We start from the raw sequence: 25,179 nt of genomic DNA on the forward strand, positions 1-25,179 counted from the left end.
CAAAAATGACAATAGTGTTACATAGCTTTTTTTAACATTATTCAGGAGTCTGTCTACCATGCTTCGTTACCTTATCACACTGCAAGTCCCTGACAGAAAAGGATTGGTTGAGCAGATTGCCCATGCGGTCAGCCGCCACGGCGGCAACTGGCTCGACTCGGAATTACGTCATATAGACGGGATTTTTGCCGCTATTTTGCTGCTTGAGGTTCCCAGCGAACACTGGGATGACCTGCTCGATGCCCTGGAGTGCATCGATGGTATGGCGCTCACCAGCGCCAGGGCCGGCCAGCAGCAGAAATATATCAAACGCCTGAGTTTCAACCTGGTGGCCTACGACAGGCCCGGGCTGGTGCTGGACATTTCCAACAGGATCAATGCCCTGGGCATCAATATCGAGCAATTCAGCAGCAAGTTTGAAACCGCTGGCCATACCGGCATCGCCCTGTTTCGGGCCACCATCAGCCTGGGATTGACCGACCCTATGCAGGAGGAACGCCTGACCGAATCCCTCTACAGCATAGGTGATGATCTGGTACTGGATAAGCTGAATCTGACCTGAGCCCGATACAGCAGCTGCCCGACCTGTGACTCTTGAACGCCTGCAAAAGCAGCAACCGATGTGCAATCGATAATTCCTGTTAGGAAAACTGATACACTGGCGAAAATCACAAGAACAGAGTTTTGTCGTTATGCTTGGAACACTGAATAAGATGGCCGTCGCCCTGGACGAGAACCATCTGGCACAATACACCCTCAGAGTGGCTGATCAGCGCCTGGCGTTGAACCCTTTGATCGGCAAGAGTTTAACCCTGAGTCACACGGGTAACATCTTCTGCTGCAACTGCGGCAAGAAGACCAAGAAGAGTTACTCCCAGGGCCACTGTTATGTCTGTATGCAGAAACTCGCCAGCTGCGATCTCTGCGTGATGAAACCGGAAACCTGCCACTATGATCAGGGAACCTGCCGCGAACCCGAATGGGGCGACACGCATTGCATGGTGCCCCACTATGTTTACCTGTCCAATACCTCGGGAATAAAGGTCGGCATTACCCGCCACACCCAGTTGCCCACCCGCTGGCTGGATCAGGGAGCCACCCAGGGGCTGCCGATATTCAAGGTCAGCAGCAGGCAGCTTTCCGGCCTTATCGAAGTCGAACTGGCCAAACTGATTGCCGACAAGACCAACTGGCAGGCGATGCTCAAGGGCAACAACGACGAGATAGATCTCAAGGCCAAGGCCGAGACGCTATTGCCGAGTATCGAAACCCGCTTGCACGAGCTGGCAATGAGCCGCGGTGATTACAAGATAGAAAGATTGACCGAGACAGAGACGCAAATTCACTACCCGGTCAGTGAGTTTCCAAAGAAGATCAAGTCCCATAACTTTGACAAAGAAGCCGTTGTCAGCGGCACTCTGATGGGCATCAAGGGGCAGTACCTGCTCTTCGATACCGGAGTAATCAATATCCGCAAGTTCACCTCTTATGAAGTGGAAGTCAGCTACTGATTTTTTAATTCGAGCAAACCAACGGCGCCACTTGGATGGGCGCTGTATTTTATCCCTCAGTACCTTTGGTGCTTGCCAGTACCCCAGAGGCTGCCTATGATGGCCGCCAATAACGCCCTTACACAGATACAGAGCAGAATATGGCCACAGACTCCATGATGGGATCCCAGACTATCGCCGCCCAAACCCAGGCTTGGGTCAAGGAGGTGATCATGAAGTACAACATCTGCCCCTTCGCCAGGCGGGAAGTCGAGCGCGACTCGATTCGTTACACAGTTTGCGAAGAATGCCGCATGGATACGGCCTTGCAGGCGTTGCTGGACGAGTGCCAATATCTGGATGAGCACCCACAAGCGGAAACCAGCCTGTTCATTCTGCCGAGGGGCTTTGAAGGCTTTCACCTCTATCTGGATCTGTTGGCCTTTGCCGAGCAGCTGTTGTTCGAAGAAGGTTATGAAGGGGTTTACCAGTTGGCCAGCTTTCACCCCGACTATTGTTTCGAAGGGGAGGCCCAGGATGATGCCGCCAACTATACCAACAGAGCGCCCTATCCGACCCTGCACATCATACGTGAAGCCAGTATGGAACAGGCCCTGGCCGAATATGATGATCCTGAGTCGATTCCCGAGCGCAACATCGCCTTTGCCCGCCGCAAGGGCAGCGAGTTCTTCGCCAAACTGCTGCAAAACTGCCTGAGCCGAAAACCATAAAAAAAGCAGATAAGCCTTGATGTGATTCAGGCTTATCTGCCCCTTCCCGGGCCTTACCCCAGGCCTTGAAACCCTAGACTTTGAAACGCCCGAGGGTTACCTGGGTCTTATTGATTAGGTCGAAGAGCTCACTGCCATGGTGCGCCGCTTCCTCGGCGCTGCTGGCGGAGACTTCACTCAGATGATGCAACTGTTCCAGATCATGGGACAGACTTTCGGCCGAGCGTGCCTGAGATTGGGTCGCCGAGGCTATCAGGCTGTTGACGCTGGAAATGGCGTCTACCTTGGCGGCAATCAGCTGCAGTGCTTCACGGCTCTGCTGTGCCTGCTCAACCCCCTCCCGAGCCTTGTTACAACTGGCATTCATCACATCTGCGGCATCTTTACTGCCGGCTTGCAAACGTTCTATCATCGCCTTGATCTCTTCGGTCGACTGCTGGGTCTTGCTGGCCAGAGAGCGTACTTCGTCGGCCACAACGGCAAAGCCCCGCCCCTGCTCACCGGCACGGGCCGCCTCTATGGCCGCATTCAGTGCCAGCAGATTGGTCTGCTCGGCAATCGCCTGGATCACTTCGAGGATCCGCCCTATCTGCTGACTGTCATCATAAAGCCGCTGAATCACCCCCGAGGCCCGCTCCACCTCGGCGGCAAGTGAGTCTATCGACTCACGATTGCGCTCTATGATGGCCTGCACTTCCTGGGATACCGCCCTGGCATCCTTGGTGGAATCCTCTGCCTCGGCCGCGTTTTGTGCCACTTCGTGGATCACGCTGGACATATCACGTATCGAGTGGGACATCTGTTCCAGGCTGCCGCGCTGCTCTTGAGTGGCGGCATTGGCACTCTGGGATGTATGGCGGCTTTGGGTGGCTATCTCGGTCAAGGAGCTCGACTGAGCGGTAACATCGGCCAGGGCTTCCTGCACCTTGATAATGAAGTGATTGATGTTGTCACACAGGCCGCGCAACTCATCGTCGCTCGAATACTCGATACGCCGACGCAGATCCCCTTCTCCGCGAGCCAACTCCTGTGCCAGTTGGGTGATCCTGTCCACCGGGCGCATCACCAGGCGCTTCATCACCAGCAGCAGGCAGATGATGATCGCCACGGCGACAGGAATAGCAACGGCTATGCCTCCCAGCAACATAGCATTTGTCTGCCGCTGGATCTCCTGAAGACCCCAGCTCATGCCCAGTACCCCAATCAGCGCCTGATCACGACTGTTGATAATGGGATGAAGTATTTGAATATCCTTGTCGGTAACCAAGGTCTGGGGCTCGCCGGCTTTCAGTTGCGGCAGATGCTGCCCCAGCGAAGCCTGCATCTGGGCGCCGGTATTGCCTGGCTCGCCAAACTGAGCAAAAACGGCCTGCGAAGCATCAAACACCACGGCATACCCGAGGTTCCCCCGGGTCTGTTTGGCCAGATTGATAAACTCCTCCTCGACCTTGTCCGCCTTGCCGAATTTCACCGCATTGAGCAGTTGTTGCGACACAAATCCGGTGATCACCTGACTGCTGACCCGCTCCATATCGACCAGAGTGCTGGTGAGCCTATGCTGGCTTATAAAATTGGTCAGCGTAAAACCGGCCAAAACCACCACAGAGGCGATCAAGGCCATCTTGCTGCTGATCCTGTTGAAGATTCCCATACAGGCCTCCCTGACTGAGGGGAAATAACAAGCAAAAGACGCTTAAAGTAGCTCTACGTTGATCCCCAGTGTAATGGCGCCTATCACTGCACCGGACGAGGGGTCGACAACAGGCAGACTCAGCTGACTCTGATAACTCTGGGTAGACTCATCCTCTTCCACCTCGCTGATATGGATACTGTCTGGCCCCTTGGCGAAGGTTTGCTGCCATTTGGCTTCATCCCCCTGCCAATAATCTGAAGTCATGGCACTCTGTCCCACATTCAATCCCTTGTCATCCATGATGAATATTTCGGTATAAAGGCCATTGCTTTGCTGCAGTTTCTGCCGCAAAAAATCGGAAAGCGGATTGTTGAGAAGCTTATCCACCAATGGCTTGTCGGCGGCAGCAACCTGAGCACGCCATTGCTTGTCCAAGTTGAGAATTTGCTCCTTGGAAAGTTCGGCATTGGCACTGTTTTGTTGCTTGATGCTATCGACGATCAAAGGGTCGCCAAGCCAACTCTTGACCTGGGTATTGGCAAGTTCGCTGATGGCGGCTTCATAGTCGTTGGCATTGGCTGCGGCGGCAACAAACATAGAAGTCGCGCCGAGCAGCGTCACACTGAACAATGCAGCGCAAGATTTGCTGCGACAAAATTTGCTGATAGAGGTCATCTGGGTTGCTCCCTGCTGTGATAGAAATCATCCTGAGATAAGACTAGTCAACAAATCACAAGAGCGCTTGAAAGATAAAAGAATATTCTTAAGTAAGCCGCAAGGCCCAGGCTGACGCCGCCCACTCCAGCCTGGGCCAATAGGGCAGCTCTTCAGAAGGTGAATCTGTGCGACAGGCTTAGCACCAACCTGGCATCGGCATTGTCCGAGTCCAGGCTGGTATCTTCACCTGCCAGTTCAATATCTATGCCGTGATATTGGGTCTGGTAGGCGATGCGGTAGTGTTGATAGCCTCTGCTTCCCTGCCACTGCCACTTGTCTGTATCATCCGATGTGGAACGGTCAAAACTCAACCTCAGCCGGTGACCGGGCGCCAATTCAAAACTGTGGGCCAGCATCACTATGCTATGGCCGGCACCGGTACCAAAGTAATCCCAGCTGTACCAGAGATTCAGCTCCGACTGACCGAATGGCGACTGATAACCCCACTTGGCATAAGCTTCCGGATAGTTGTAGTCATCGGAAAAGGATTCGCCGTGATAGCTGTAATAGGCAAGCCCGGCATCCAGGCTCAGGTGTTCATTGAACTGGTAAAAATAACCTGCATAACCGTCAAGTTCCAACCAGGTATCATCGCCACCACCGAAGTCGACATTGGAAGCGAAGCTGCCAAGATACCAGCCACTTTCACTACTGTAATCCAAGCTGGCCTGTAACGCCGGGCCTTCATCTGTCTGACTGACCCCGTTGAAACTGTAATCCGATGCCAGGGTCACGGTCGATGACCACTCGGCCTCGGCCGTGAAAGTCAGTGTCAGCAGTGCCGCCACACCGCCGCTCTTGAGATAATTTGTCATGGCGTTCAAGCGCATCTGTGTTCCTCTTTTGGTTTTATGGATTGAAGCCGACATCAGTCAGCCAACTCTATTTTATTAAAATCTATAGTGTTTTCTTTGGGAGAGCCTTGGATCCGGCCCAAGGTTTTCAATTTGGTCAGCAGCATGTAACCGGCACAGGCGAAGATAAGCCCAATGGCCAGGGCCCCAACCCATTGAATCTCCAGAAAATCAAGCTGGAACAGCAAGGTCAGCAGTACCATCACGGCGATATTGCCAAGCAGATAGTTGCGTTTGCCGAGCCTGGCAACCGTCAGCCCCAGGTTATCCGTGTAGAGACGGATCAATGAGTCCAGCGAATTGATCACAAAGGTTATGCCCACCATGACCATGGCCAAGTTATAAAAGCCGGATGTGGATATGGCCTGGGTATCGTAGAAATAGAGGACACTGAACCAAATCGCGATGGGAATGGAGGGAAACACCATCATGGCCAGCAGCAGCTGCCAGGTTTTGATCCCGCCGACAAATCGCGAGGTAAACTGGCCTATCATAATGCTCCAGGCAAACCACCAGAACAGGTAAAAGGCGTGATAGTCATTGAGCGGCAACACAAAATGCTTGATATCGACAAAGTACTCACCCAATAACGAAAAGGTGGTAATGAAGTCGCCGACAGTGCCATTCTCCCCTAAAAATGCGCCGCTCCACATCAGGGCTATCAGCGCCACAAACAGCCAGGTACTGGCCAGGCTGAGCACCTTGACGTATTTAATGCTGGTACTGGAATAAACCGCGATGGCGATGACGGCAAACACTATCAGATAGAAGGCGCCTATGACGGACTCTCCATCGCCCATCTCCGGCAGATACCAGGGCAAGTTGCTGAGCAGCAGATAAGCAGTGAAGGCACAGGTGCCGATAATCACCATGTTGTTGATGAACTTTACCGCCTTGAGTTCAAAGAACTTCACTCTGGGCTCAATGACGCAAAAATAGAAACAGGTGACAAAGTAAAAACCCCAGATGAGAAAGGCCCAAAATCCAAACTCTATCGCCAAGGGATTGGAAAAGGCGTATTCGGGGCTGCTGTTGGTATCTGTGTAAGTGCCGAATTCGGTGAGCGGGAACATGATCAAGCCTACATCCAGGCCTGAGGTGAACAAAATAGCGATAAAGGTGTTGATCCGCACCGGGGTGACACCTACGCAGGGGATGTTGCCCCACCGATACAGGATCACCCCTATCATGGCAAAGGTAAATAAGATCCCTGCTGAAAGCCAAAGCTCCATAATTTTTCCCTTTATTGTTGATTTAAATTATATTTTTCTAATTCCAGCCCCAGACTAATGGCGAATTTTGGCCAGCAAAAAGCCCTCGGCTTGGCTGCGCCGATTTCAGCATTGACAGGGGTTAAGGGGCCGACTGCAGACTGGCCCCTTGGATTTTAAGATCAGCTAGGCCGCTCGGGTGCGTGGCAGCGCTGCTGCGCTCGCCACTTGTCAGCCAGAACAACTGTGGCATCAGAGGCCGGTAAGGCTTCACGGCCGCGGATAATATCGGCGGCCTTCTCTGCCAACATTATGGTCGGTGCATTGAGGTTGCCATTGGGAATGGTGGGGAATACGGAAGAGTCCACGACTCTCAGTCCTTCAATGCCATGCACCCGGTTTTGCGGGTCCACCACGGCCATGGGATCTGTGCCCATCTTGCAGGAACAGGATGGATGATAAGCACTCTCTACCGAGCGACGAACAAAGGCATCTATCTGCTCATCGGTTTCCACCTCGGCACCAGGCTGGATCTCTTCTCCGCGATAACCATCGAATGCCGGCTGATGAATAATCTCCCGGGTCAGGCGCACACAGGCGCGAAAGCCTTCGATATCATCCTGGTGTTGCAAATAGTTGAAACGTATCTGCGGATGCCGGTGCGGATCGCTGCTCTGTACTCTGACCCATCCCCGGCTCTTGGGTTTATTGTGGCCGATATGCACCTGAAAACCATCACCATCAAAGGCTTCCCGGCCGTCATAACGCATGGCAGCGGGCAAGAAGTGATACTGGAGATCCGGTGCGGCCAGGCCCGCCTTGGAGCGGATAAAACCGCAGGATTCAAAATGGTTGGTCGCCCCGAGTCCCGTCTTGGTAAAGAACCAGCGGCTGCCGATCAGGAACTTGTTCCACCAATCCAGTTTGCGGTTGAGGGAAACTGGCTGGGTGCAACGGAACTGAAAATAGAACTCCAGATGATCCTGAAGATTCTCCCCCACCCCGGGCAAGGCATGATCCAGCTCAATACCGGCTTCTTTAAGGACTTCGGGCGCACCTATACCGGAAAGCTGCAGCAGATGGGGCGATCCCACGGGACCTGCTGAAAGGATCACTTCGCCGCCCATGCCAACCATGGCCTGCTGCAACTTGCCGCCGCATTCATAGCGCACCCCGGTTGCCACCTTGTCCTGCAGCAATACCTTGTGCACCAAGGCGCCGGTCACCACTTTTAAATTATCCCGTGTCATGGCCGGACGCAGATAGGCATTGGCCGTAGACCAGCGCACACCATTTTTCACCGTCATATGCATGGCGCCAAAGCCTTCCTGTTGAGCACCGTTGTAATCATCTGTGGCCAGGTACCCGGCTTGCACACCGGCATCAACAAAGGCCTTATACAGGGGGTTAGCCATGCGGTTGCCGTTGTTGACCCCCAAGGGCCCACTACCGCCTCGATACTTGTCACCGCCAAAGGCCCAAGTCTCGGCCTTTTTGAAATAGGGCAAGCAATCGGCGTAGCTCCAGCCCTCGGCGCCACTGGCCTGCCACTCATCAAAGTCATGGGCGTGACCGCGGACGTAGACCATGCCGTTGATGGATGAAGAACCGCCGAGCACCTTGCCCCTGGGACAATGCATGCGCCGGTTGTCCAGCCCCGGTTCAGGCTCGGTTTCAAACTGCCAGGCGTACTTTTGGGTATTCATGGGAATGGACAACGCCGTTGGCATCTGAATAAAGATGCTGCGATCGCTGCCGCCGGTTTCCAGCAACAAGACCCGTTTGTTTTTATCTTCGCTCAGGCGGTTGGCCAGCACGCACCCTGCGCTACCGGCACCGACAATGATGTAATCGAAATTCTGGTTCATAACGGCTCCTTAAAATGGACTTTCCAGGGGCTGCATGCCGACATAAACCGATTTGGTCTGGGTATAGGCCTTGAGGGTTTCACTGCCGTTCTCCCGGCCGACTCCCGAAAGCTTGTAGCCACCGACGGGCATCTCCGAGGGTGAAGCGCCATAGGCATTGATCCAGCAAATCCCGGCCTGAAGCCGATGAATCACCCTGTGGGCGCGGCGAATATCGCGGCTAAATACCGCAGCAGCCAAACCAAGGGCCGTATCGTTGGCACGGCGGATCACTTCCTCTTCATCGTCGAAAATCAACACAGACATCACGGGGCCGAAGATCTCTTCACGGCAAATACGCATCTTGTCATCACAGTCGACAAATACGGTCGGCTCAACAAAGAAACCCTCTGGGGCCGAGTCCGGCGTCAAAGGCTTGCCACCGCAAAGGAGCCTCGCCCCCTCAGCCTGCCCAAGGGCGATATACCCGAGCACCTTGTCTCTATGCGCGCTGGATATCAGAGCGCCGAAATTGGTGTCCGGCGCCATGGGGTCGCCGGCCTTGATATTGGCCATCCTTTGCTGCAAACGTTCGATAAAGGCCGGGTAAAGGTTGCGGGCGACATAGACCCGGGTACCATTGGTACAAATTTCACCTTGGGTATAAAAGTTGCCCAGCATGGCGGCGCTGACGGCATCTCCCAGCTCGGCGTCTTCAAAGATGATCAGCGGAGACTTGCCCCCCAGTTCCATTGTGACATCCTTGAGACTGGAGGCCGCTGCCGCCATCACCTTCTTGCCTGTGCCCACTTCGCCGGTAAAGGACACCTTGGCGATATCCTCACTGTGAGTCAGCCATTGACCTACTTCGGCCGCGCCCTGCACCACATTGAACACACCGGCGGGCACACCGGCTTCGATAAAGATTTCCGCCAGCTTCAGCGCCCCGAGCGGGGTCTCCTCAGACGGCTTGAAGATCATCGCATTACCGGCGGCCAACGCCGGCGCCGACTTCCAACAGGCAATCTGCAAAGGATAATTCCAGGCGCCGATACCGGCACAGATCCCCAGAGGTTCTCGGCGGGTATAGAAGAAATCATCGCCAACACTTTGCTGACAGCCTTCCAGGCCCACCACTATGCCGGCGAAGTATTCTACGGCATCTGCCCCTGTGACCACGTCCACCACAGATGCCTCCTGCCAGGGTTTACCCGTATCCAGCACTTCAATTTTGGCCAGCTCATCGTTGCGCTGCCGCAGCAGGGCCACGGCCCTTAACAGCACCCGGCTGCGGGCCATGGCGCTCATGGCTGACCAAGCGGCAAATCCGCGTTTGGCACTGGCAATGGCCGCCTGTTTGATGGCCTCATCGGCCACTTCAACGCGGTATTGCACCTGGCCCGTGCCTGGGTTAATCACCTCAAAGGATTCACCCGAGGCGTTGGCCATATAACGACCGTCAATAAAATTCTGATAAACAGGCTGTGTCATCAATGTACTCCGTGATAAGCCAGACTTTGGTCAATGAAATCGATACACCAGGATTCTGCGGCAGCAAACGCCTGCTCAGGTTCAGGACTGAGAGCACTGCGCAGCCAAAAACCGTCAATCATGGCGGCCACCTGCTCGGCACTCTTGAGCGCCTGCTCCCTGGGCAATAACTGTTTGAAAGAGAAGGCCAGGTTACTCTGCAGTCTGGCACTGTTGACCTGCTGCAACCTGGCAAGCCCGGGCTCATGCATGGACTGAGCCCAGAAATTAAGCCAGGTACGGGTAGCCGCCCCCGAGCGTTGAAACTCGGTGAAGTTGGCCGCCACTATGGCGTGCAGCCGTGCCTTGGGGGAAAGCTGCCGCTCTGCCGTTTGCGCCAGCAAAGCCAGCTTCAGTTGCTCCAGCAAATGCCGCAATGTCGCTTCAATCAGCTCCTGCTTGCCACCGAAATAATGGCTGATGATCCCCGACGACAACCCGGCCAAGTGGCTGATGCTGTTGATGGTGGTATTGTGCAAACCATTGGCGGCCACCGAGGCCATAGTGGCATCGATCAGTTGCTGGCGGCGCACGGGTTTCATTCCAATCTTGGGCATATTTTTTATTAATTGACCGTTCAATTAAAAACAAGCCTAATGATTTGAACTGTAATTATCAACCTGACTGGAGCCGAGTTTTAAGATCACACAAGTCACAAAACAGTGATTTACCTCACAGCAACAAATGCTTACGTTGCTTGAAATTTATCTGAAAAAGTTTCTATTTACCGACAAAACTTCGCTATTTCTGAGGTGTTAACCGAAAAATTACCGCAGAACGACCCAAGCGTTCACCGTTAAAATAGTTACAGCAGATATCATTTGAGCTAAAACATTGTGACTCACTCTCTAACCCGATAGCGCAGATAAATACGCCTGTCGCTCCGGACCTAACCTGCTGCTTGGAAGCCGGACACTGAGATTGAGACTGGGGCTGAGGATAAGGCGATGAGTAGTGGGAAGCAGAGAATAAGGTGACAATGAGAAAGAGTGATTAGAATGAGGAGTTATGACCAAAAAAGAGGAGTCATGATTAACAAGAGGAATACTGAACCTGGAAGCCGACTAACGCTGAACCATGTTGGGACGGGTAACAGATGAATAAAGTGAAAAGGCGGATAAAGCGCAAGACAAGAGTCCCTACGAGGGACTCTTGCATCAGATGAAGTTGGCTGAGATCAGAAAAGTAACTGCCGCAGCAAGACCTATGACCGACGACCGAAATCTATCAGGGTGTTGCGATACAGTTCGAGCAGCGCCTCGTTGCGCACCCCTACCCCAACACTTTGCGCCGGCATATCGCTCCAGTCATCATGGGGATGGCGCCGCTCGTAGGTTTTCTGCATTGTGTGGCCAATGGCCGGCCCGGAGCAAACCACCCGCACAGGCCCTTTTCTCAGGGTAAACAGGCTGGGATCTATCACATAGGCAATCGCCGAGGGGTCGTGCACATGGCAGCCGGAAATCCCCAGGCTACGCTGGTAAAAGTCGAGATAGAAACGGCTTATCTGGTGAATAAAGCGTCCCGGCTCACCGGCTTCATCGCGCAGCTTATCCAGATACTCGGGCGTAAAGAAACTCTCATGGGTCACATCCAGACCGATAATCACCACGGGCCAGTCGGCAGTAAATACGATATCGGCCGCCTCGGGATCGTCATGGATATTGGCTTCGGCAAACGGGCTGACATTACCCTGATGGCCGTTAACCCCGAAGGCCCCGCCCATGATCACCACCTCTTTAACCAGTTTGGTGATCCCGGGTTCATGCTGCAGCGCCAGTGCCAGATTGGTCAGAGGCCCAACAGCCACCAGAGTGATCTCCCCCGGCTGCGCCTTGAGCTGCTCGACGATATACTGCCATGCCGGACGGGGATCGGCGCTTAGGCTGACATCGGCGGCGGTGACTTGCAGATCGCCAAAACCGGTATCACCATGAACTATGGTGGTAGGGCCGACAGGAGGGCGCGACAACGGCTTATCCGCCCCCATGGATACGTCTGCCTTCATGCCGTATTTCTGTTTCAAGTAAAGGGCATTGCGAGTGCTGTTTTCAATGGTGGCGTTGCCAAATACTGTGGTGATACCGATAAGATCCACAGATGTATGCCCTTCGGCAAACAGAATTGCCATTGCATCATCAATACCGGGATCTGTATCCAGGATAATTTTCTTCGTCACAATCCAGCTTCCTTTGTGATGTTATTGATATTATCTGTGCCGCTGCAAGCCGGCGGCACTGGCCCATTCTAGCGCTAAATCTCACGCTGTGCGCCCCATAATACCGCGCCCTATCGAGGAAATGAGACACAGGGGTCAGTATCTGTTCACCTGAGGGCTATCACTGCAATATTCGGCTCTCATCCGGATAAGTTTGATAGTCCATAAAAGCGGCGAAATGCGCAATCAAGCGATATGAATCACCGCGGTATTGCAGGCAATTATTGCTTTTCTGACAAATGCCTACAGCAAAGATGCTGTTCTTGATAGCTGCGAGCGAATAGGACTTTAGTCTGATATCAGCCACAACCACCTTCCATTAACATCGATACATCAAAACAACAACAAGAGGTGTCCCATGAATGCTGTGCTGTTGATGTTAATGGGCCTGGGCGCGATGGCGGCCGGCTATTTTGTCTATTCAAAATTCATCTGCGAAAAAATCTTCAAAGTCGATCCCAACTTCGTGACTCCTGCACACGAGATGCAGGATGGTATCGACTATGTGCCCACCAATAAATATGTGCTTTGGGGCCACCACTTTACCTCTGTGGCCGGAGCTGCACCGATTATCGGCCCGGCTATTGCGGTTATCTGGGGCTGGGTGCCGGCCTTCCTCTGGGTGGTGTTCGGCACCATCTTCTTTGCCGGGGTGCACGATGCCGGCGCCATCTGGGCCAGTAACCGCAACAAGGCCAAATCCATAGGTGCGGTCACGGGTGATGTTATCGGCGAGCGGGCCCGCAGCATCTTTATGGTGGTGATATTCTTGGTGTTGCTCATGGTTAACGCCGTGTTTGCCGTCGTCATTGCCAAGCAGTTGATCAACTTTCCCAGCGCTACCCTGCCGGTTTGGGGCGCCATAGTGGTGGCACTCATCATAGGCCAGCTCATCTACCGCCGTCTTATCAACCTCTTGGTGGTGTCCATTGTCGGCGTGGCAGCATTGTACGCGCTCATCTATATCGGCCCGTCTTTGCCGCTGGCATTGCCGGAAACCCTGGGGCCTCTGTCGGATAACCAAAGCTGGATCATCCTGCTGTTTGTTTATGCCGCCATCGCCTCGCTGCTGCCGGTATGGATGCTGCTGCAACCACGGGACTATATCAATGGTATTCAGCTGTTTATCGGCTTAGGCTTGCTTTACGGCGCCGTGCTTCTGGGCGCGCCTGATATAGTGGCACCGGCCTTTAATACCGATGTGCCCGAAGGCACTCCATCCATAGTGCCACTGCTGTTTGTCACCATTGCCTGCGGCGCGATTTCCGGCTTCCACGGCCTGGTTTCCAGCGGAACCACCTCGAAACAACTGGATAAAGAACCGGATGTACGTTTTGTCGGCTACTTTGGCGCCATAGGCGAAGGCTCTCTGGCACTGGCGGCCATCATAGCCGCCACAGCGGGTTTTGCGACCCTGGCCGACTGGCAGGCTGTCTACCACGCCTTTGGTCAGGGGGGCGTCAGCGCCTTTATCAAGGGCGGCGCCAATATCCTCGAATCCGGGATAGGCATGGATGAAACCATGGCACAAACCCTGCTGACGGTAATGGTAGTGCTGTTTGCCGGTACCACCATGGACACAGGCTTGCGGCTACAGCGTTACATATTCCAGGAATGGGGCAGCATCTATAACCTCAACTGGATGCAAAATGGCGCCATCGCCACTCTGCTGGCCGTGGGCACCTGCTTGCTGCTGGCCTTCGGCGCCGGCGGTGACGGCTCGGGTGGCATGCTGATCTGGCCGCTGTTTGGCACCACCAACCAGTTGCTGGCTGGCCTGACACTGCTGGTAATCACAGTGATGCTGGTGAAACTGGGTCGCCCCATGTGGTATACCCTGGCTCCGCTTATCTTCCTGCTGGTGATGACCACCATGGGCCTGCTTATTCAGCTCAAGGGCTTCTACGACAAGCAGGATTGGTTCCTGTTCACTCTGGACTTGGTGGTACTGATCGCCGCCATAGTAATTTCACTGGAGTGCAGTGCCACGTTGAGCCGCTCGCTCAAGGCGCGTAAAACCGCGGCGGAGAACGACTGATGAAGCTGGCGAAGATCAAGGCATTGGTCAAAGACCTGAGCTACCTGGCGGAAGAGGCATATAACGCCCCTTTTCGCTCGGCAGTCGCCCGTGCCCGTAGGGAGCAGGACGATCTCTTTATGTTGCTGATCTTCTCCGAAATGATGGGGGTACCCAACCCGGCCAGTTACTACACTCTGGAGCTGCAGCCCTTGATGCTGGAAAAGTTCCATGACTGGCACCTGCGTATGGGTATGCCCCACTCACCGCTGGATCAGTTCAGATGCTGTTGAAACAAGATGTTAATTAAGGACGGGCTATGGCGCAGCTGACCGACAAACGTATTCTGTGGGTGGGTGGCAAAGGCGGTGTCGGCAAGACCACTGTCTCCTCCTCACTGGCCCTGTTGGCAGCCGGGCGCGGCAAGAAAGTCCTGCTGGTGTCCACAGATCCGGCCCACAGCCTGAGCGATGCCTTTGCCAAGCAGATAGGCGATCACTGCACCCGGCTGGCACCGAATCTGGATGCACTGGAAATCGACCCGGATGAGGAAGTGCGCCAACATCTCGACCGGGTCAGCCAACAGTTGAAGAGTTTTACCCGCCCGGAGATGTTCGCTGAAATCGAGCGGCAGATGCGCCTCACCCGACAGTCTCCCGGTGCCCAGGAAGCCGCCTTGCTGGAGCGGATTGCCAAGACCCTGGAAAGCGGCCTCGGTGAATACGATCTGATTATTTTCGATACTGCGCCCACCGGCCATACCCTTAGGCTGCTGAGCCTTCCTGAGGCGATGGCCGCCTGGACCCAAGGTATGTTGAGCGCCAATCAGAAATCAGAGAAGCTCGGCGCCATGCTGTCGCACCTGACACCCGGGCGGGGCCGTGATGTCGATAACCCCTTCGACGATCCGGCCGAGCACGCCACCGCCGGAATGGCGCCGCGCAACAAGGCCATAGCCGAAACCCTGCTGGCGCGCCAACGGCTGCTGCAGCGCACCCGTGAGCTGATTAAAGATCCGCAGCAAACAGGGCTGCTGTTTGTTCTGACCGCAGAGAAGCTGCCTATTCTGGAAACCTGCCGCGCCGTGGCCAGCCTGCAGGCCGAGCAGTTACCGTTGGCCGGTTTGGTAATCAATCGACTGCTGCCACCCGAGGCCGACGGCAGTTTTCTTGCCAAACGCCGCCAGCAGGAAGCCGTGCACCTCGAAGAGATAGACGTAAACTTTAGCAAGCTGCCCCGCTTTCGACTGCCCCTCAAGGAAACCGATATCCAGGGCCTGAGCGGTCTTGAACAGATGGCGACAGAACTGGCCAAAGCCGGGCTGTAAATTCAGCCAATTTCCCTTCAATCGTTTGGCCTATTTCACCAAACGCAGACAACACCTACCTGCACCCAATCGCGAGCCCCGACAAGGGGCTACTGATATCAGAAGGTATACCTTTGACACAGCTAAATCCGCAGCATAAGAGACGCCGTAGCCTATAAAACCAATCACCAGAAAACTTCACAAAACTTTGAATTTAAAAAGATAAAAACCAATCAACTCAAATCAAGAAGGCGCAGTGGCGCAGCAGTCTCTACATCTCAACGTTGCCTGTTACCAAGATCACCAACCTCAAAGTTAACAAAATTTAAACAATCGCTTGATTAAAACCAGTGTTAGCCATATACATGAGGGTGCAGAAGTTTAGCAGTTGCGAAATAAACCAACATTAACCAGCAACTTCGTGGACTAACCTATGAAAAAGCTAATCGGACATGGAGATTGGCCCAGTGCCAAAAGTCTGTTCTCTGCCCTGATCCCCGGCCTGTTTGCGCTGGGAACCCTACCCCTAGCTGCAGCTGAAACGCAAACCACCCAGGCGGTCGACAGCCTGGCGCAGCAATGTTTTATTATTCAATCGCCAACCAATGGCCAGTATCTGCATCGCTTCCATCAGGGAGGCACTGTGGATGATGGTCTGAGTTATCGTTTCGATAATATCAGCCAGGCCGAGGCCAGTGCGTTTTACTTCAAACCCAGTCGCCGCGGTCATTTTATGATGACAGACGCAGATGGCCGCTTCTTTGCCAGCCATCTGCCGGCCGAAGTCAGCGCCGGTCGTTACCCGGGGGAATTTGCCGAGTGGCGGGTTGACGCCGAAACAGCGCCATCCGGTGAATTCAGTTATCGCTTTCACGCCGTGGGCCTCAATCTGGGACTCAGGCACAACTACAGCGGCGGAGGCTTGTATTTCTTCGATCTGCTCAACCCTGGAAACAACACTTCAGAGGCAAGCTTCAAGCTGGTTGCCAGTGACGCCTGCAGCGCGTTTCCCGAGGTTGAAGTCAATGCCAGTGGTGATTTCTCCGCCCTGAAAGGCGATGCTTCACTGCCGGTGCGGGGTCTGGTCGATGCCCACACCCATATCACCTCGTATGAGTTTATGGGCGGCAAGATGATGCATGGCAAGCCGTTCCACCGCTGGGGGGTGACCCAGGCGTTGAACGACAGTGCGGTGATCCATGGGCCGAATGGCTCACTGGATCTCATCGGCAATCTCTACTCCTTCAACGACGCCAACTTCCGCTATGACACCCGAGGCTGGCCGGACTTCCCCTGGTGGCCCAATCACGAGCAGATGACCCACTCAGGTTACTACTACAAGTGGATTGAGCGCGCCTGGCTAGGCGGTTTGCGCCTGATGGTCACCCATCTGGTGGAAAACGAGGTGTTGTGCAACGCCCAGAAAACCATCAATCCCGCCAGTTGGGTCAACCCCAACGACTGTAACACCATGAACAGCATTCAGTTGCAGATTAACCGTCTCAAGCAAATGCAGGAGTATATTGATGTGCAGTCCGGCGGCCCCGGCAAAGGCTTCTTCCGCCTGGTGTCCTCGCCTCAAGAGGCTCGCGAGGTCATTGCCGACGGCAAGCTGGCGGTGCTGATGGGCATAGAGGCCTCAGAGCTGTTCAACTGCGGTATCAAGGATGATTGCAACCGCCGCCAGATTGAAGAGCAACTGCAGCAAGTTTATGCCAAGGGGGTGAGAATCCTGTTCCCGACCCACAAGTTCGATAACCAGTTGGGCGGCTCAGTGGTGGAAGACGGCTTTATCAATATCGGTGAAGTCTTGGCGACGGGCCATTTCTTTGAAACCCAGGCCTGCGACGCCGACACCCAGGGCAGACCATTCAAGTCCGGTTTCCCCATTTTGGGCGAAATCCCAGTGCTCAAGGATATTCTCAATGCCGTGGGTCTCAATCCCCAGTACGACGAGAACATGCTGCACTGCAACAAGCATGGCTTGTCCGAAAAAGGCGTCTACCTGGTTAACCGCATGATAGATATGGGAATGTTGATAGAACTGGATCATATGTCAGCACAAACCGCCACCAGTGTGATGGATATTGTCGAACAGCGTCAATATGGCGGGGTGATCACCAGCCACAGCTGGATGACTGATGGCACCCAAGGCAGGCTGCACCCCAACACCCTGCGCCTGGCCAAGGTCGGCGGCTTTATGGCGCCCTACAACAGTAACGCCAACCATCTTGGAGGCAGTATTGATAGATACCTGCAGTTGATAGCCGATACTCCTTTTCTGCCGGGTGTCGGCCTGGGAACCGATATGAGTGGCCTCGGCGCTCAGGCCGGTCCCAGAGACGATGCGGCCACTAATCCACTGCACTACCCCTTCGTCAGTGAGTTCGGTATCCAGTTTGAGCGTCAGGTATCGGGGAATCGTGTATTTGACTTCAATCAGGATGGCATGGCCCATTACGGTATGCTGGCTGATCATCTGCAGGATGTGCGCGAGCAGCTTGGCGGCAGTACCTATGAAGCCTTGATGAACTCGGCCGAAGCCTATCTGCAGATGTGGGAGCGCGCAGAAGCCCACAGGGATGAAGCCTATATCAATCCACTGCCGACCTATGTGCGGATAGTCAACCGCGCTTCGGACAAGTGTATGGATATTCCGGGTAATGGCAGCGATATGGTCAATGGCACAGATGTGATCCTCTATGATTGTGAACGCGACGCCTGGGATCAACGCTGGAGCTTTGATGCCGACAAACGCATGTTCAGCAACAAAGCCAATCCATCCTTGTGTTTGGACAATCGCGGTCAGGCCTACAATGAAGGCGAAATCGTGGTATGGGAGTGTGTCGACAGCGACAATCTGCGTTGGGATTATGACGGCCGCTTTATTCGCAGTGCCCATGACGCCAATATAGTGGCCGACGCCTATGGCCGTGGCAACGATGCCCAAGTGGGTCAATGGCAATTTCATGGCGGCGCCAACCAGCAATGGTTGCTCAGGCCTGAGATGACTATTCACCGCTGGGTCAGTTTGCGGGATAAACGTGCCGGGCTATGTATCAGCGCTCCCGAACAGGCCCAAAGCGGCAGCCTGGTGAACCTGGACAACTGCAGCAACCGTCAGGGGCAAAAATGGTACTTCGATCCGATAAAAGGCAGTATCAAACTGGCTGGTGACGCGGGACTGTGCCTGCACATTCCGGGTGGCAATACCCAGGATCATAGCCAGTTGGCACTGGCGCCCTGCGATGCTTCCAATCCGGCTCAGGCATTCGATAAAGACGGCAGCGTGTTCTCAAGCCGAATGGCACCCAATCAGGTGCTTGATGCCTCGGGAGAACAAGCCGGCGCGGCTCTGATCCTCTACCACCACCATGGCGACAGTAATCAGAAGTGGAAGTCCAGCCTCTGATCCAAGCCCTTAAAAAACAGCAAGGCCGGTTCAATGAACCGGCCTTGTTTATTGTGATTTTTTTTACTTGGTGTTAAACCAAGCTCGCCATAAAAGACTTAGGCTTCAATGCCTTTGCTGGCCAGGAACTCATCATAAGTGCCCTTGAAGTCGCTCACGCCATCAGCGCTTATCTCTATGATACGGTTGGCCAGAGATGAAACGAAGGCGCGGTCATGGCTGACAAACAGCAAGGTGCCTTCATAGAGCTCGAGGGCGTTGTTCAACGACTCAATCGATTCCATATCCAGGTGGTTGGTTGGTTCGTCCATCACCAGAATATTGGGCTTTTGCAGCATCAGCTTGCCAAACAGCATACGCCCCTGCTCACCACCGGACAGTACCTTGACAGATTTCTTGATGTCGTCGGCGCTGAACAGCATACGGCCCAGCACTGAACGCACCGCCTGATCGTCATCGCCTTCCAGACGCCACTGACCCATCCAGTCGAACAGGTTCATATCATTTTCAAAGTCGCTGGCATGATCCTGGGCGTAGTAGCCGATACGATGGTTTTCAGACCACTGAATGGTACCGCTCTTTTGTGGCAACTCGTGGATCAGAGTACGCAACAAGGTGGTCTTACCCACGCCGTTTTCACCCAGAATCGCGATACGCTCGCCCACTTCAGCGATAAAGTTCACATCCTTGAACAGCAGCTCATCGTAACCATTGCTCATATTCTCAACAATCAAAGCGTTACGGAACAGTTTCTTCTCCTGCTCGAAACGAATGTAGGGGTTAACCCGGCTGGAAGCCTTGATCTCATCCAGCTTGATCTTGTCGATTTGACGGGCACGGGATGTGGCCTGCTTGGCCTTGGAAGCGTTGGCAGAGAAGCGCGCCACGAAGGTTTGCAGCTCGGCAATCTGTGCCTTCTTCTTGGCGTTTTCAGCCACCAGGCGCTCGCGGGCCTGAGAGGCGGCTGTCATATATTCATCATAGTTGCCCGGATAGACCCGCAGCTCACCATAGTCCAAATCCGCCATATGGGTACAGACAGAGTTGAGGAAGTATCTGTCGTGGGAAATGATGATCATGGTGCTGTTACGCTGGTTAAGCATCTCCTGCAGCCAGCGAATGGTATCGATATCCAGGTTGTTGGTCGGTTCGTCGAGCAGCAACACATCGGGATCAGAGAACAAGGCCTGTGCCAGCAGCACCCTGAGTTTCCAACCCGGTGCCACTTCACTCATGGGGCCAAAATGTTGTTCCAGCGGAATACCCACCCCGAGCAGCAGCTCACCGGCGCGGCTTTCTGCGGTATAACCGTCCATTTCGGCAAACTGCATCTCAAGATCGGCCACTTTAATGCCGTCTTCTTCGCTCATTTCCGGTAAGGAGTAGATGCGATCGCGCTCCTGCTTCACCGCCCACAGCTCTTTGTGGCCCATGATCACTGTGTCGATAACGCTGTGCTCTTCATAGGCGAACTGATCCTGGTTCAACTTACCCAGACGCTCGTTGGGATCCAGCGACACATTACCCGAGGTTGGCTCCAACTCACCGGAAAGGATCTTCATAAAGGTAGACTTACCGCAGCCATTGGCGCCGATAAGGCCGTATCTGTTGCCTTCGCCGAATTTAACCGAGATGTTTTCAAACAGCGGCTTGGCGCCAAACTGCATGGTGATGTTAGCTGTCGTTATCACTGTATGATTCCAAAATATCCAGATGCGGGACCGGGCCATGTAAAGCCGCGTCCAAGAGCCCAAGGCCTGTGATTGGCCGGGTAAATAAAGCCGGGCACTATAACATTCCTGCGTGAATTATCAACCAAACTCGCGGGCAGCCAGAGAGATAAAATAGTGCAACCATATGTTTATAAAAGACTTTAAAAATCTTCTGCAAGCAGATTAAAAATCCAGATCGCGGCCACACACCAAGGTAGTTTCCGCCTTGTTTGTTGCAAAAGTGCTGTAACAGCCAAGTTCAGCGCGCAAAATATCCGCCGGCAAGGCATATCCCGGCTCACCATTGATAGTGATGCTCTCGCTGTCCTCGGTGTAATCCGTGCTCAGCGTGGTGCCATCGGCCAACTGCCAGCGACTGAGAAATGAGTGCACATTGGCACAAACCGTGATTTCACACTCCAGGGTCTTTTGGCTGTCACCCTTGATCACTATGCACTCAGTGGTTTTCTCGCCGCAGCCCGCCTGAGCAGGCACAGAGACAGCGCTGAGCAGCAAGACGCCGCCTAGCAGACTCAGCTTAGCTGCCACGGTTAATTTTCTGGATTGCATTTTCCTACTCCTTTCCCATTTCTTTTCTCATTCCCTGTTGCCCTTGCGGTGGCTCACTTAGCCAGCGATATCCAGCCCCAAGCTTATATTGACCAAAGGCTCTTATAGACTAAAGGTTCTGACAGGCTAAGGGCTCAGGCCGTGACTGCAGGCTGCCTTTTTCGGCAGACATTATTGCTGAGCAAAGGGAAACCCCTTATTTAAACAGGAAAAACAAGGCGATAAAACAAGAAAACAATAAAAAGCCGGGGCAATTTCCCCGGCTCGAACACTGAACAAGCTTAATCCAAAGACTGACGCCGCAAGCGGTTGGCGTTGGTCACCACAGTCAATGAAGACAGCGCCATTGCCGCGCCGGCCACCACAGGGCTCAGCAAGATCCCTGTCAGCGGGTACAGCACCCCGGCCGCAATCGGGATCCCCAGAGTGTTGTAGATAAAGGCGCCGAACAGGTTCTGCTTGATGTTGCCAAGTGTCGCCCGCGACAGGGCAAATGCCCCGGCCAAACTGCCCAGCCTTGGGTTAAGCAAGGTCAGGTCGGCACTCTCTATGGCAATCTCTGTGCCCGAGCCCATGGCAATGCCGACATCGGCGGCCATCAGCGCCGGGGCGTCATTGATCCCATCACCGACCATGGCCACCACTTCACCCTGCGCTTGAAACTTACTGACCCAGGATTGCTTTTCATCCGGCAACACCCCGGCGATGACTTCCTCAATCCCCACCTGACGCGCCACGGCTTCGGCTGTGGCCTGGTTATCACCACTGAGCAATACCAAGCGCTTGCCCTGGGCCTTGAGCGCGGTCATGGCTTCTTTGGCATCGGCTTTGATTGGGTCACTGATCCCCACCAACGCCAGCAGTTGATTATCTCGGGCCACCAGCACCTGGGTGTGTCCAAGCGCCGCCCCCTGCTCCAGTCTTGCCTGGTGCGTCTCGGTCAGCCTAATGCCCAGTGCGTCCATTAGCTTGCTGTTACCGACCGCCCACTGCCGGCCTTCAAACTGCCCCAGCAGACCTTGCCCCTGGCGATAGTCAAACCCCTGCGGTTCACTCAGCACAACCTCTTTGGCTTTGGCGGCATCCAGCAGCGCCGCAGCCAATGGATGGCCCGAGTGTTGCTCAAGGCTGGCCACGGCGCGCAGTAGCTCGCGCTCATCAAAGGCATCATCAAAAATATCCACCTGGGTGACGGCGGGCTTACCTTCTGTGATGGTGCCGGTCTTATCCAGCACCACACAGCTGACCTTGCTGGCGGTTTGCAGCGCCTCACCGTTTTTCACCAACACCCCCATGGAGGCGGCTCGGCCGACAGATACCATGATGGACATGGGCGTCGCCAGCCCCAAGGCGCAGGGACAGGCGATGATCAGCACACTGGTCAGCACCACCAGCGCATGGGACAACGCGGGCTCAGGGCCGGCAAAATACCAGATGATGGCCGCCAGCAGCGCAATCACCACCACCACAGGCACAAACACGGCAGCTATCTTGTCTGTCAGTCGCCCTATGGGCATCTTGGAGGTCTGGGCCTCCTGAACCAGGGCGATAATCTTCGCCAGACGGGTATCGGCAGGCCCGGCAGTAACTTGGTAAATAAGGCTGCCGTTTCCATTGACTGTGCCGGCGCTCAGACTGTCGCCCACGGATTTAGCCACGGGAATGGGTTCGCCTGTGAGCATGGACTCATCGAGCAGCGAATTGCCTGAAAGCACTTCACCGTCGAGCGCCACTCTGTCACCCGGGCGCAGTCTCAACTTGTCACCCACCACCAGCGCCGCTATGGCCACGGTTTCATCGCCGTTTTCGGTGATCTTGATGGCCGTATTGCTCTGCAGGCCAATAAGCTTCTGCACCGCTTCACTGGTCTTGCCGCGGGCTCTCAGCTCCAATGCATGCCCAAGGTTAATCAAGCCGAGGATCATCACACTGGCCTCAAAATACACATGACGGGTGCCGTCGGGGAAAAAGCCGGGAATAAGCACCACCAGCATGGAGTAAAGCCAAGCTGTGCCCGTACCCAGGGCGATCAGCGTATCCATGTTGGCACTCTTGGCCTTGAGTGAGCGCCACATACCACTGAAGAAGTGCCCCCCGGTGGTAACCAGCAGCAACAAGGTCAGCAGCCCCATGGCGCCCCAGATAAGTTGGCTTTGGCTATCGTGGATCATCATGTCACCACCGGCCAGGCCCCAGATCATCAAGGAGATCCCCAGCCCGAGACCGGCGATGGCCTGTCTGATCCGGGTGCGATATTCCCTGGCATCATGCTCGGCCTTGTCGGCCATAGCACTGGCGGCGTCGGTTATCGGCTCCGCGCGATACCCGGCCGATAGCAGCAGCGCAACGGCTTCAGCTACTGGCAGCCCAGCGGCCACGCTCACCTGCTTGTCGGCCAAGTTGACTCTGGCCTCGACCTCTTTGGCGGCAAAGGCTTTTTCTATCTTGGCCACACAACTGGCGCAGCTCATATCCGGCACAAACAGCAGTGTGGGGTTGGCAGGGTGAGCCGTGGCGGCCTTCTGCTTGACAGCTTTATCGGCATGCTTGCCGGTTTCAGCTTCAGTTATAGTTGCGGCCACTGCCGGTTTCAAAGTGTCAGCCTGAGCTTCTGTCTCAGTCTCGGTATCAGCCTCGGCATGCTCATCGCGCCAAGGCTCGGCGGTAAACCCGGCGGCCTTTAACAGCTCGGTCAACTCGGCGGCAGTTTTTTGGCTTTTCACTGCAAGCCGTTTCTGTTTCAGATTGACTGTCACCTCGGCTTCATCGCTGAGCGCCTTACGAATACTGCCCTCACAATGGCCACAGGTCATATCGCCAACATAAAAGTGGAAGTTTTCCGGCTCACTTGTATTACCTGGCGCAAGCGTTGGCGGGGTAAAGCCTGCGCCCGTTATCAATTCGGCCAGTTCGGCCGCGCTCTTGTGACTTTTCAGCCGCAGCTGTTTGCCTTTAAGGTCGACTTCTACCTCAAGCTCATCAGCCAGCGCCCTGCGAAGCTTACTCTCACAGTGGCCGCAGTTCATATCGGCAACATGAAAGTTAAAGCTGGCAGGGGCTTCAGGGCTGGGTTCAGGGCTGGTCTCTTGCGCGCTGTCACCGGCGCCGGGAGCCGCAATCTCGGCCTGCTCAGCGTCATAACCTGCGTCTTTCAGTCTCGCCAGCGCCGTGGCGGGGGTAAGCTCAGCGCCCGGGGCGAATGTCAGCGTCAACGACTTATCGGCCACCTCGGTAGCGGCTTCTACGCCGGTATCGTCGGCAAACAGGGCCTTTATCTTGCGGGCGCAGCCGCCGCACTTCATATTCGTTATGGTGAATTGCATCTGGTCCATTGGAAACTCCCTTCTGTGCCCCTCGCAAGCGAGGCTGGCTCAACACTGGGATAAAGGTTAAAGTCTCCAGTAACGGGAGAGTCAAGCTCGAAAAATCATCCGTGAGATAAAAGGTGCACTGACTCTCAACAATACGCTTGCGGCGCGACAAAATAGCCCACAATAGTCCAAATACGGCAGAAAGCGGGAGTTTGACGATGAAAATAGGCGAAGTGGCCAAGGCAACCGGTCTGAGTATCAAGAGTATCCGTTATTACCATGACATAGGCTTGGTTGAGGCCCACAGAGGCGACAACGGATATCGTGAGTATCGAGCAGCCGAAATCGAGGCGCTCAAGTTTTTGCAACACTGCCGCGAGCTGGGCTTTACCTTGGATGAATGCCGGGATCTGTTGCAACTGAAACACAATCCCAAGCGCTGCGCCGAGGATGTCAAACGCCTGGCCAAGGGGCACCTGCAGGCGCTGGAAGAAAAGATGACCAGACTGGCCTCACTGCATGCCCAACTGAGCGAGCTGGTATCTCAGTGCCGCGGTGGCAGCCAGTCTGAATGCGCCATCATAGATGGCCTGTCCAGCGAAGCCAAACAGGCCTGAAGT

Annotated in this window: 19 protein-coding genes and 1 pseudogene; 8 read left to right on the plus strand and 12 right to left on the minus strand. The window is 54.6% G+C overall.

The features are described 5' to 3' along the window. The first annotated feature begins 58 nt into the window (after nucleotides 1-58). The 3 genes from N512_RS0110725 to N512_RS0110735 all read left to right on the plus strand — a co-directional run bounded on the left by N512_RS0110725 (nucleotide 59) and on the right by N512_RS0110735 (nucleotide 2,221). On the plus strand, nucleotides 59-562 hold the full coding sequence (locus N512_RS0110725) for a glycine cleavage system protein R (RefSeq protein WP_025009810.1): 504 nt from the start codon (nucleotides 59-61) through the stop codon (nucleotides 560-562). Between the two features lie 130 nt (nucleotides 563-692). Then, the gene (locus N512_RS0110730) at nucleotides 693-1,511 is read left to right on the plus strand and encodes a DUF2797 domain-containing protein (protein ID WP_028780329.1); all 819 of its coding nucleotides are present in this window, start codon (nucleotides 693-695) and stop codon (nucleotides 1,509-1,511) included. Nucleotides 1,512-1,651: 140 nt separating this feature from the next. Then, complete coding sequence (locus tag N512_RS0110735) at nucleotides 1,652-2,221, plus strand: DUF1415 domain-containing protein (protein ID WP_156029169.1); 570 nt, start codon at nucleotides 1,652-1,654, stop codon at nucleotides 2,219-2,221. A gap of 73 nt (nucleotides 2,222-2,294) precedes the next feature. On the opposite strand, the gene N512_RS0110740 is transcribed toward N512_RS0110735, so the two are convergent. From N512_RS0110740 to N512_RS0110775, 8 genes are all read right to left on the minus strand, one after another. After that, the gene (locus N512_RS0110740) at nucleotides 2,295-3,872 is read right to left on the minus strand and encodes a methyl-accepting chemotaxis protein (RefSeq protein ID WP_028780331.1); all 1,578 of its coding nucleotides are present in this window, start codon (nucleotides 3,870-3,872) and stop codon (nucleotides 2,295-2,297) included. Between the two features lie 42 nt (nucleotides 3,873-3,914). Further along, complete coding sequence (locus tag N512_RS0110745; protein WP_197021449.1) at nucleotides 3,915-4,529, minus strand: PDC sensor domain-containing protein; 615 nt, start codon at nucleotides 4,527-4,529, stop codon at nucleotides 3,915-3,917. Between the two features lie 152 nt (nucleotides 4,530-4,681). After that, a complete protein-coding gene (locus tag N512_RS0110750) occupies nucleotides 4,682-5,386 on the minus strand; it encodes a TorF family putative porin (protein WP_028780333.1) in 705 nt (234 codons plus the stop codon). 53 nt (nucleotides 5,387-5,439) lie between these two features. Beyond that, complete coding sequence (locus tag N512_RS0110755; protein ID WP_028780334.1) at nucleotides 5,440-6,657, minus strand: choline transporter; 1,218 nt, start codon at nucleotides 6,655-6,657, stop codon at nucleotides 5,440-5,442. Nucleotides 6,658-6,818: 161 nt separating this feature from the next. Continuing rightward, on the minus strand, nucleotides 6,819-8,504 hold the full coding sequence (gene betA, locus N512_RS0110760; protein ID WP_028780335.1) for a choline dehydrogenase: 1,686 nt from the start codon (nucleotides 8,502-8,504) through the stop codon (nucleotides 6,819-6,821). Nucleotides 8,505-8,513: 9 nt separating this feature from the next. Further along, nucleotides 8,514-9,974 (minus strand): betaine-aldehyde dehydrogenase, encoded by a 1,461-nt coding sequence (betB, locus tag N512_RS0110765; RefSeq protein ID WP_028780336.1) that lies wholly within the window; start codon nucleotides 9,972-9,974, stop codon nucleotides 8,514-8,516. Beyond that, on the minus strand, nucleotides 9,974-10,570 hold the full coding sequence (gene betI, locus N512_RS0110770; protein WP_028780337.1) for a transcriptional regulator BetI: 597 nt from the start codon (nucleotides 10,568-10,570) through the stop codon (nucleotides 9,974-9,976). The genes betB and betI overlap by 1 nt, the downstream gene beginning before the upstream one ends. Before the next feature lie 647 nt (nucleotides 10,571-11,217). Continuing rightward, entirely contained in the window at nucleotides 11,218-12,192 is a 975-nt protein-coding gene (locus N512_RS0110775; protein WP_028780338.1) for a nucleoside hydrolase, read from the minus strand. A 397-nt stretch (nucleotides 12,193-12,589) separates the two neighbouring features. Here N512_RS0110775 and N512_RS0110785 point away from each other — a divergent pair, with 397 nt between their 5' ends. From N512_RS0110785 to N512_RS22835, 4 genes are all read left to right on the plus strand, one after another. Beyond that, on the plus strand, nucleotides 12,590-14,269 hold the full coding sequence (locus N512_RS0110785) for a carbon starvation CstA family protein (RefSeq protein ID WP_028780340.1): 1,680 nt from the start codon (nucleotides 12,590-12,592) through the stop codon (nucleotides 14,267-14,269). After that, the gene (locus tag N512_RS0110790; protein ID WP_025886589.1) at nucleotides 14,269-14,541 is read left to right on the plus strand and encodes a cory-CC-star protein; all 273 of its coding nucleotides are present in this window, start codon (nucleotides 14,269-14,271) and stop codon (nucleotides 14,539-14,541) included. Before N512_RS0110785 ends, N512_RS0110790 begins: the two co-directional genes overlap by 1 nt. Before the next feature lie 26 nt (nucleotides 14,542-14,567). Beyond that, nucleotides 14,568-15,575, plus strand: a complete 1,008-nt coding sequence (locus N512_RS0110795; protein WP_028780341.1) for an ArsA family ATPase — start codon at nucleotides 14,568-14,570, stop codon at nucleotides 15,573-15,575. A 412-nt stretch (nucleotides 15,576-15,987) separates the two neighbouring features. Further along, complete coding sequence (locus tag N512_RS22835; protein WP_081737143.1) at nucleotides 15,988-18,966, plus strand: ricin-type beta-trefoil lectin domain protein; 2,979 nt, start codon at nucleotides 15,988-15,990, stop codon at nucleotides 18,964-18,966. A 98-nt stretch (nucleotides 18,967-19,064) separates the two neighbouring features. Here N512_RS22835 and N512_RS0110805 read toward each other — a convergent pair whose 3' ends face one another. The 4 genes and pseudogenes from N512_RS0110805 to N512_RS24810 form a co-directional block, all read right to left on the minus strand. Continuing rightward, nucleotides 19,065-20,657, minus strand: a complete 1,593-nt coding sequence (locus N512_RS0110805; RefSeq protein ID WP_025009796.1) for an ABC-F family ATPase — start codon at nucleotides 20,655-20,657, stop codon at nucleotides 19,065-19,067. Between the two features lie 204 nt (nucleotides 20,658-20,861). After that, complete coding sequence (locus N512_RS22840; protein ID WP_051472759.1) at nucleotides 20,862-21,248, minus strand: hypothetical protein; 387 nt, start codon at nucleotides 21,246-21,248, stop codon at nucleotides 20,862-20,864. 281 nt (nucleotides 21,249-21,529) lie between these two features. Beyond that, a complete protein-coding gene (locus tag N512_RS0110815) occupies nucleotides 21,530-23,737 on the minus strand; it encodes a heavy metal translocating P-type ATPase (protein WP_331280388.1) in 2,208 nt (735 codons plus the stop codon). Between the two features lie 189 nt (nucleotides 23,738-23,926). Further along, a pseudogene (locus tag N512_RS24810) lies at nucleotides 23,927-24,580 on the minus strand (heavy-metal-associated domain-containing protein); the annotation flags it as partial. Nucleotides 24,581-24,777: 197 nt separating this feature from the next. Here N512_RS24810 and N512_RS0110820 point away from each other — a divergent pair. Further along, a complete protein-coding gene (locus tag N512_RS0110820; protein WP_028780343.1) occupies nucleotides 24,778-25,176 on the plus strand; it encodes a MerR family DNA-binding protein in 399 nt (132 codons plus the stop codon). The last annotated feature ends 3 nt before the right edge of the window (nucleotides 25,177-25,179 follow it).

This window comes from Shewanella sp. 38A_GOM-205m (assembly GCF_000518445.1).
Lineage (GTDB): Bacteria > Pseudomonadota > Gammaproteobacteria > Enterobacterales > Shewanellaceae > Shewanella > Shewanella algae.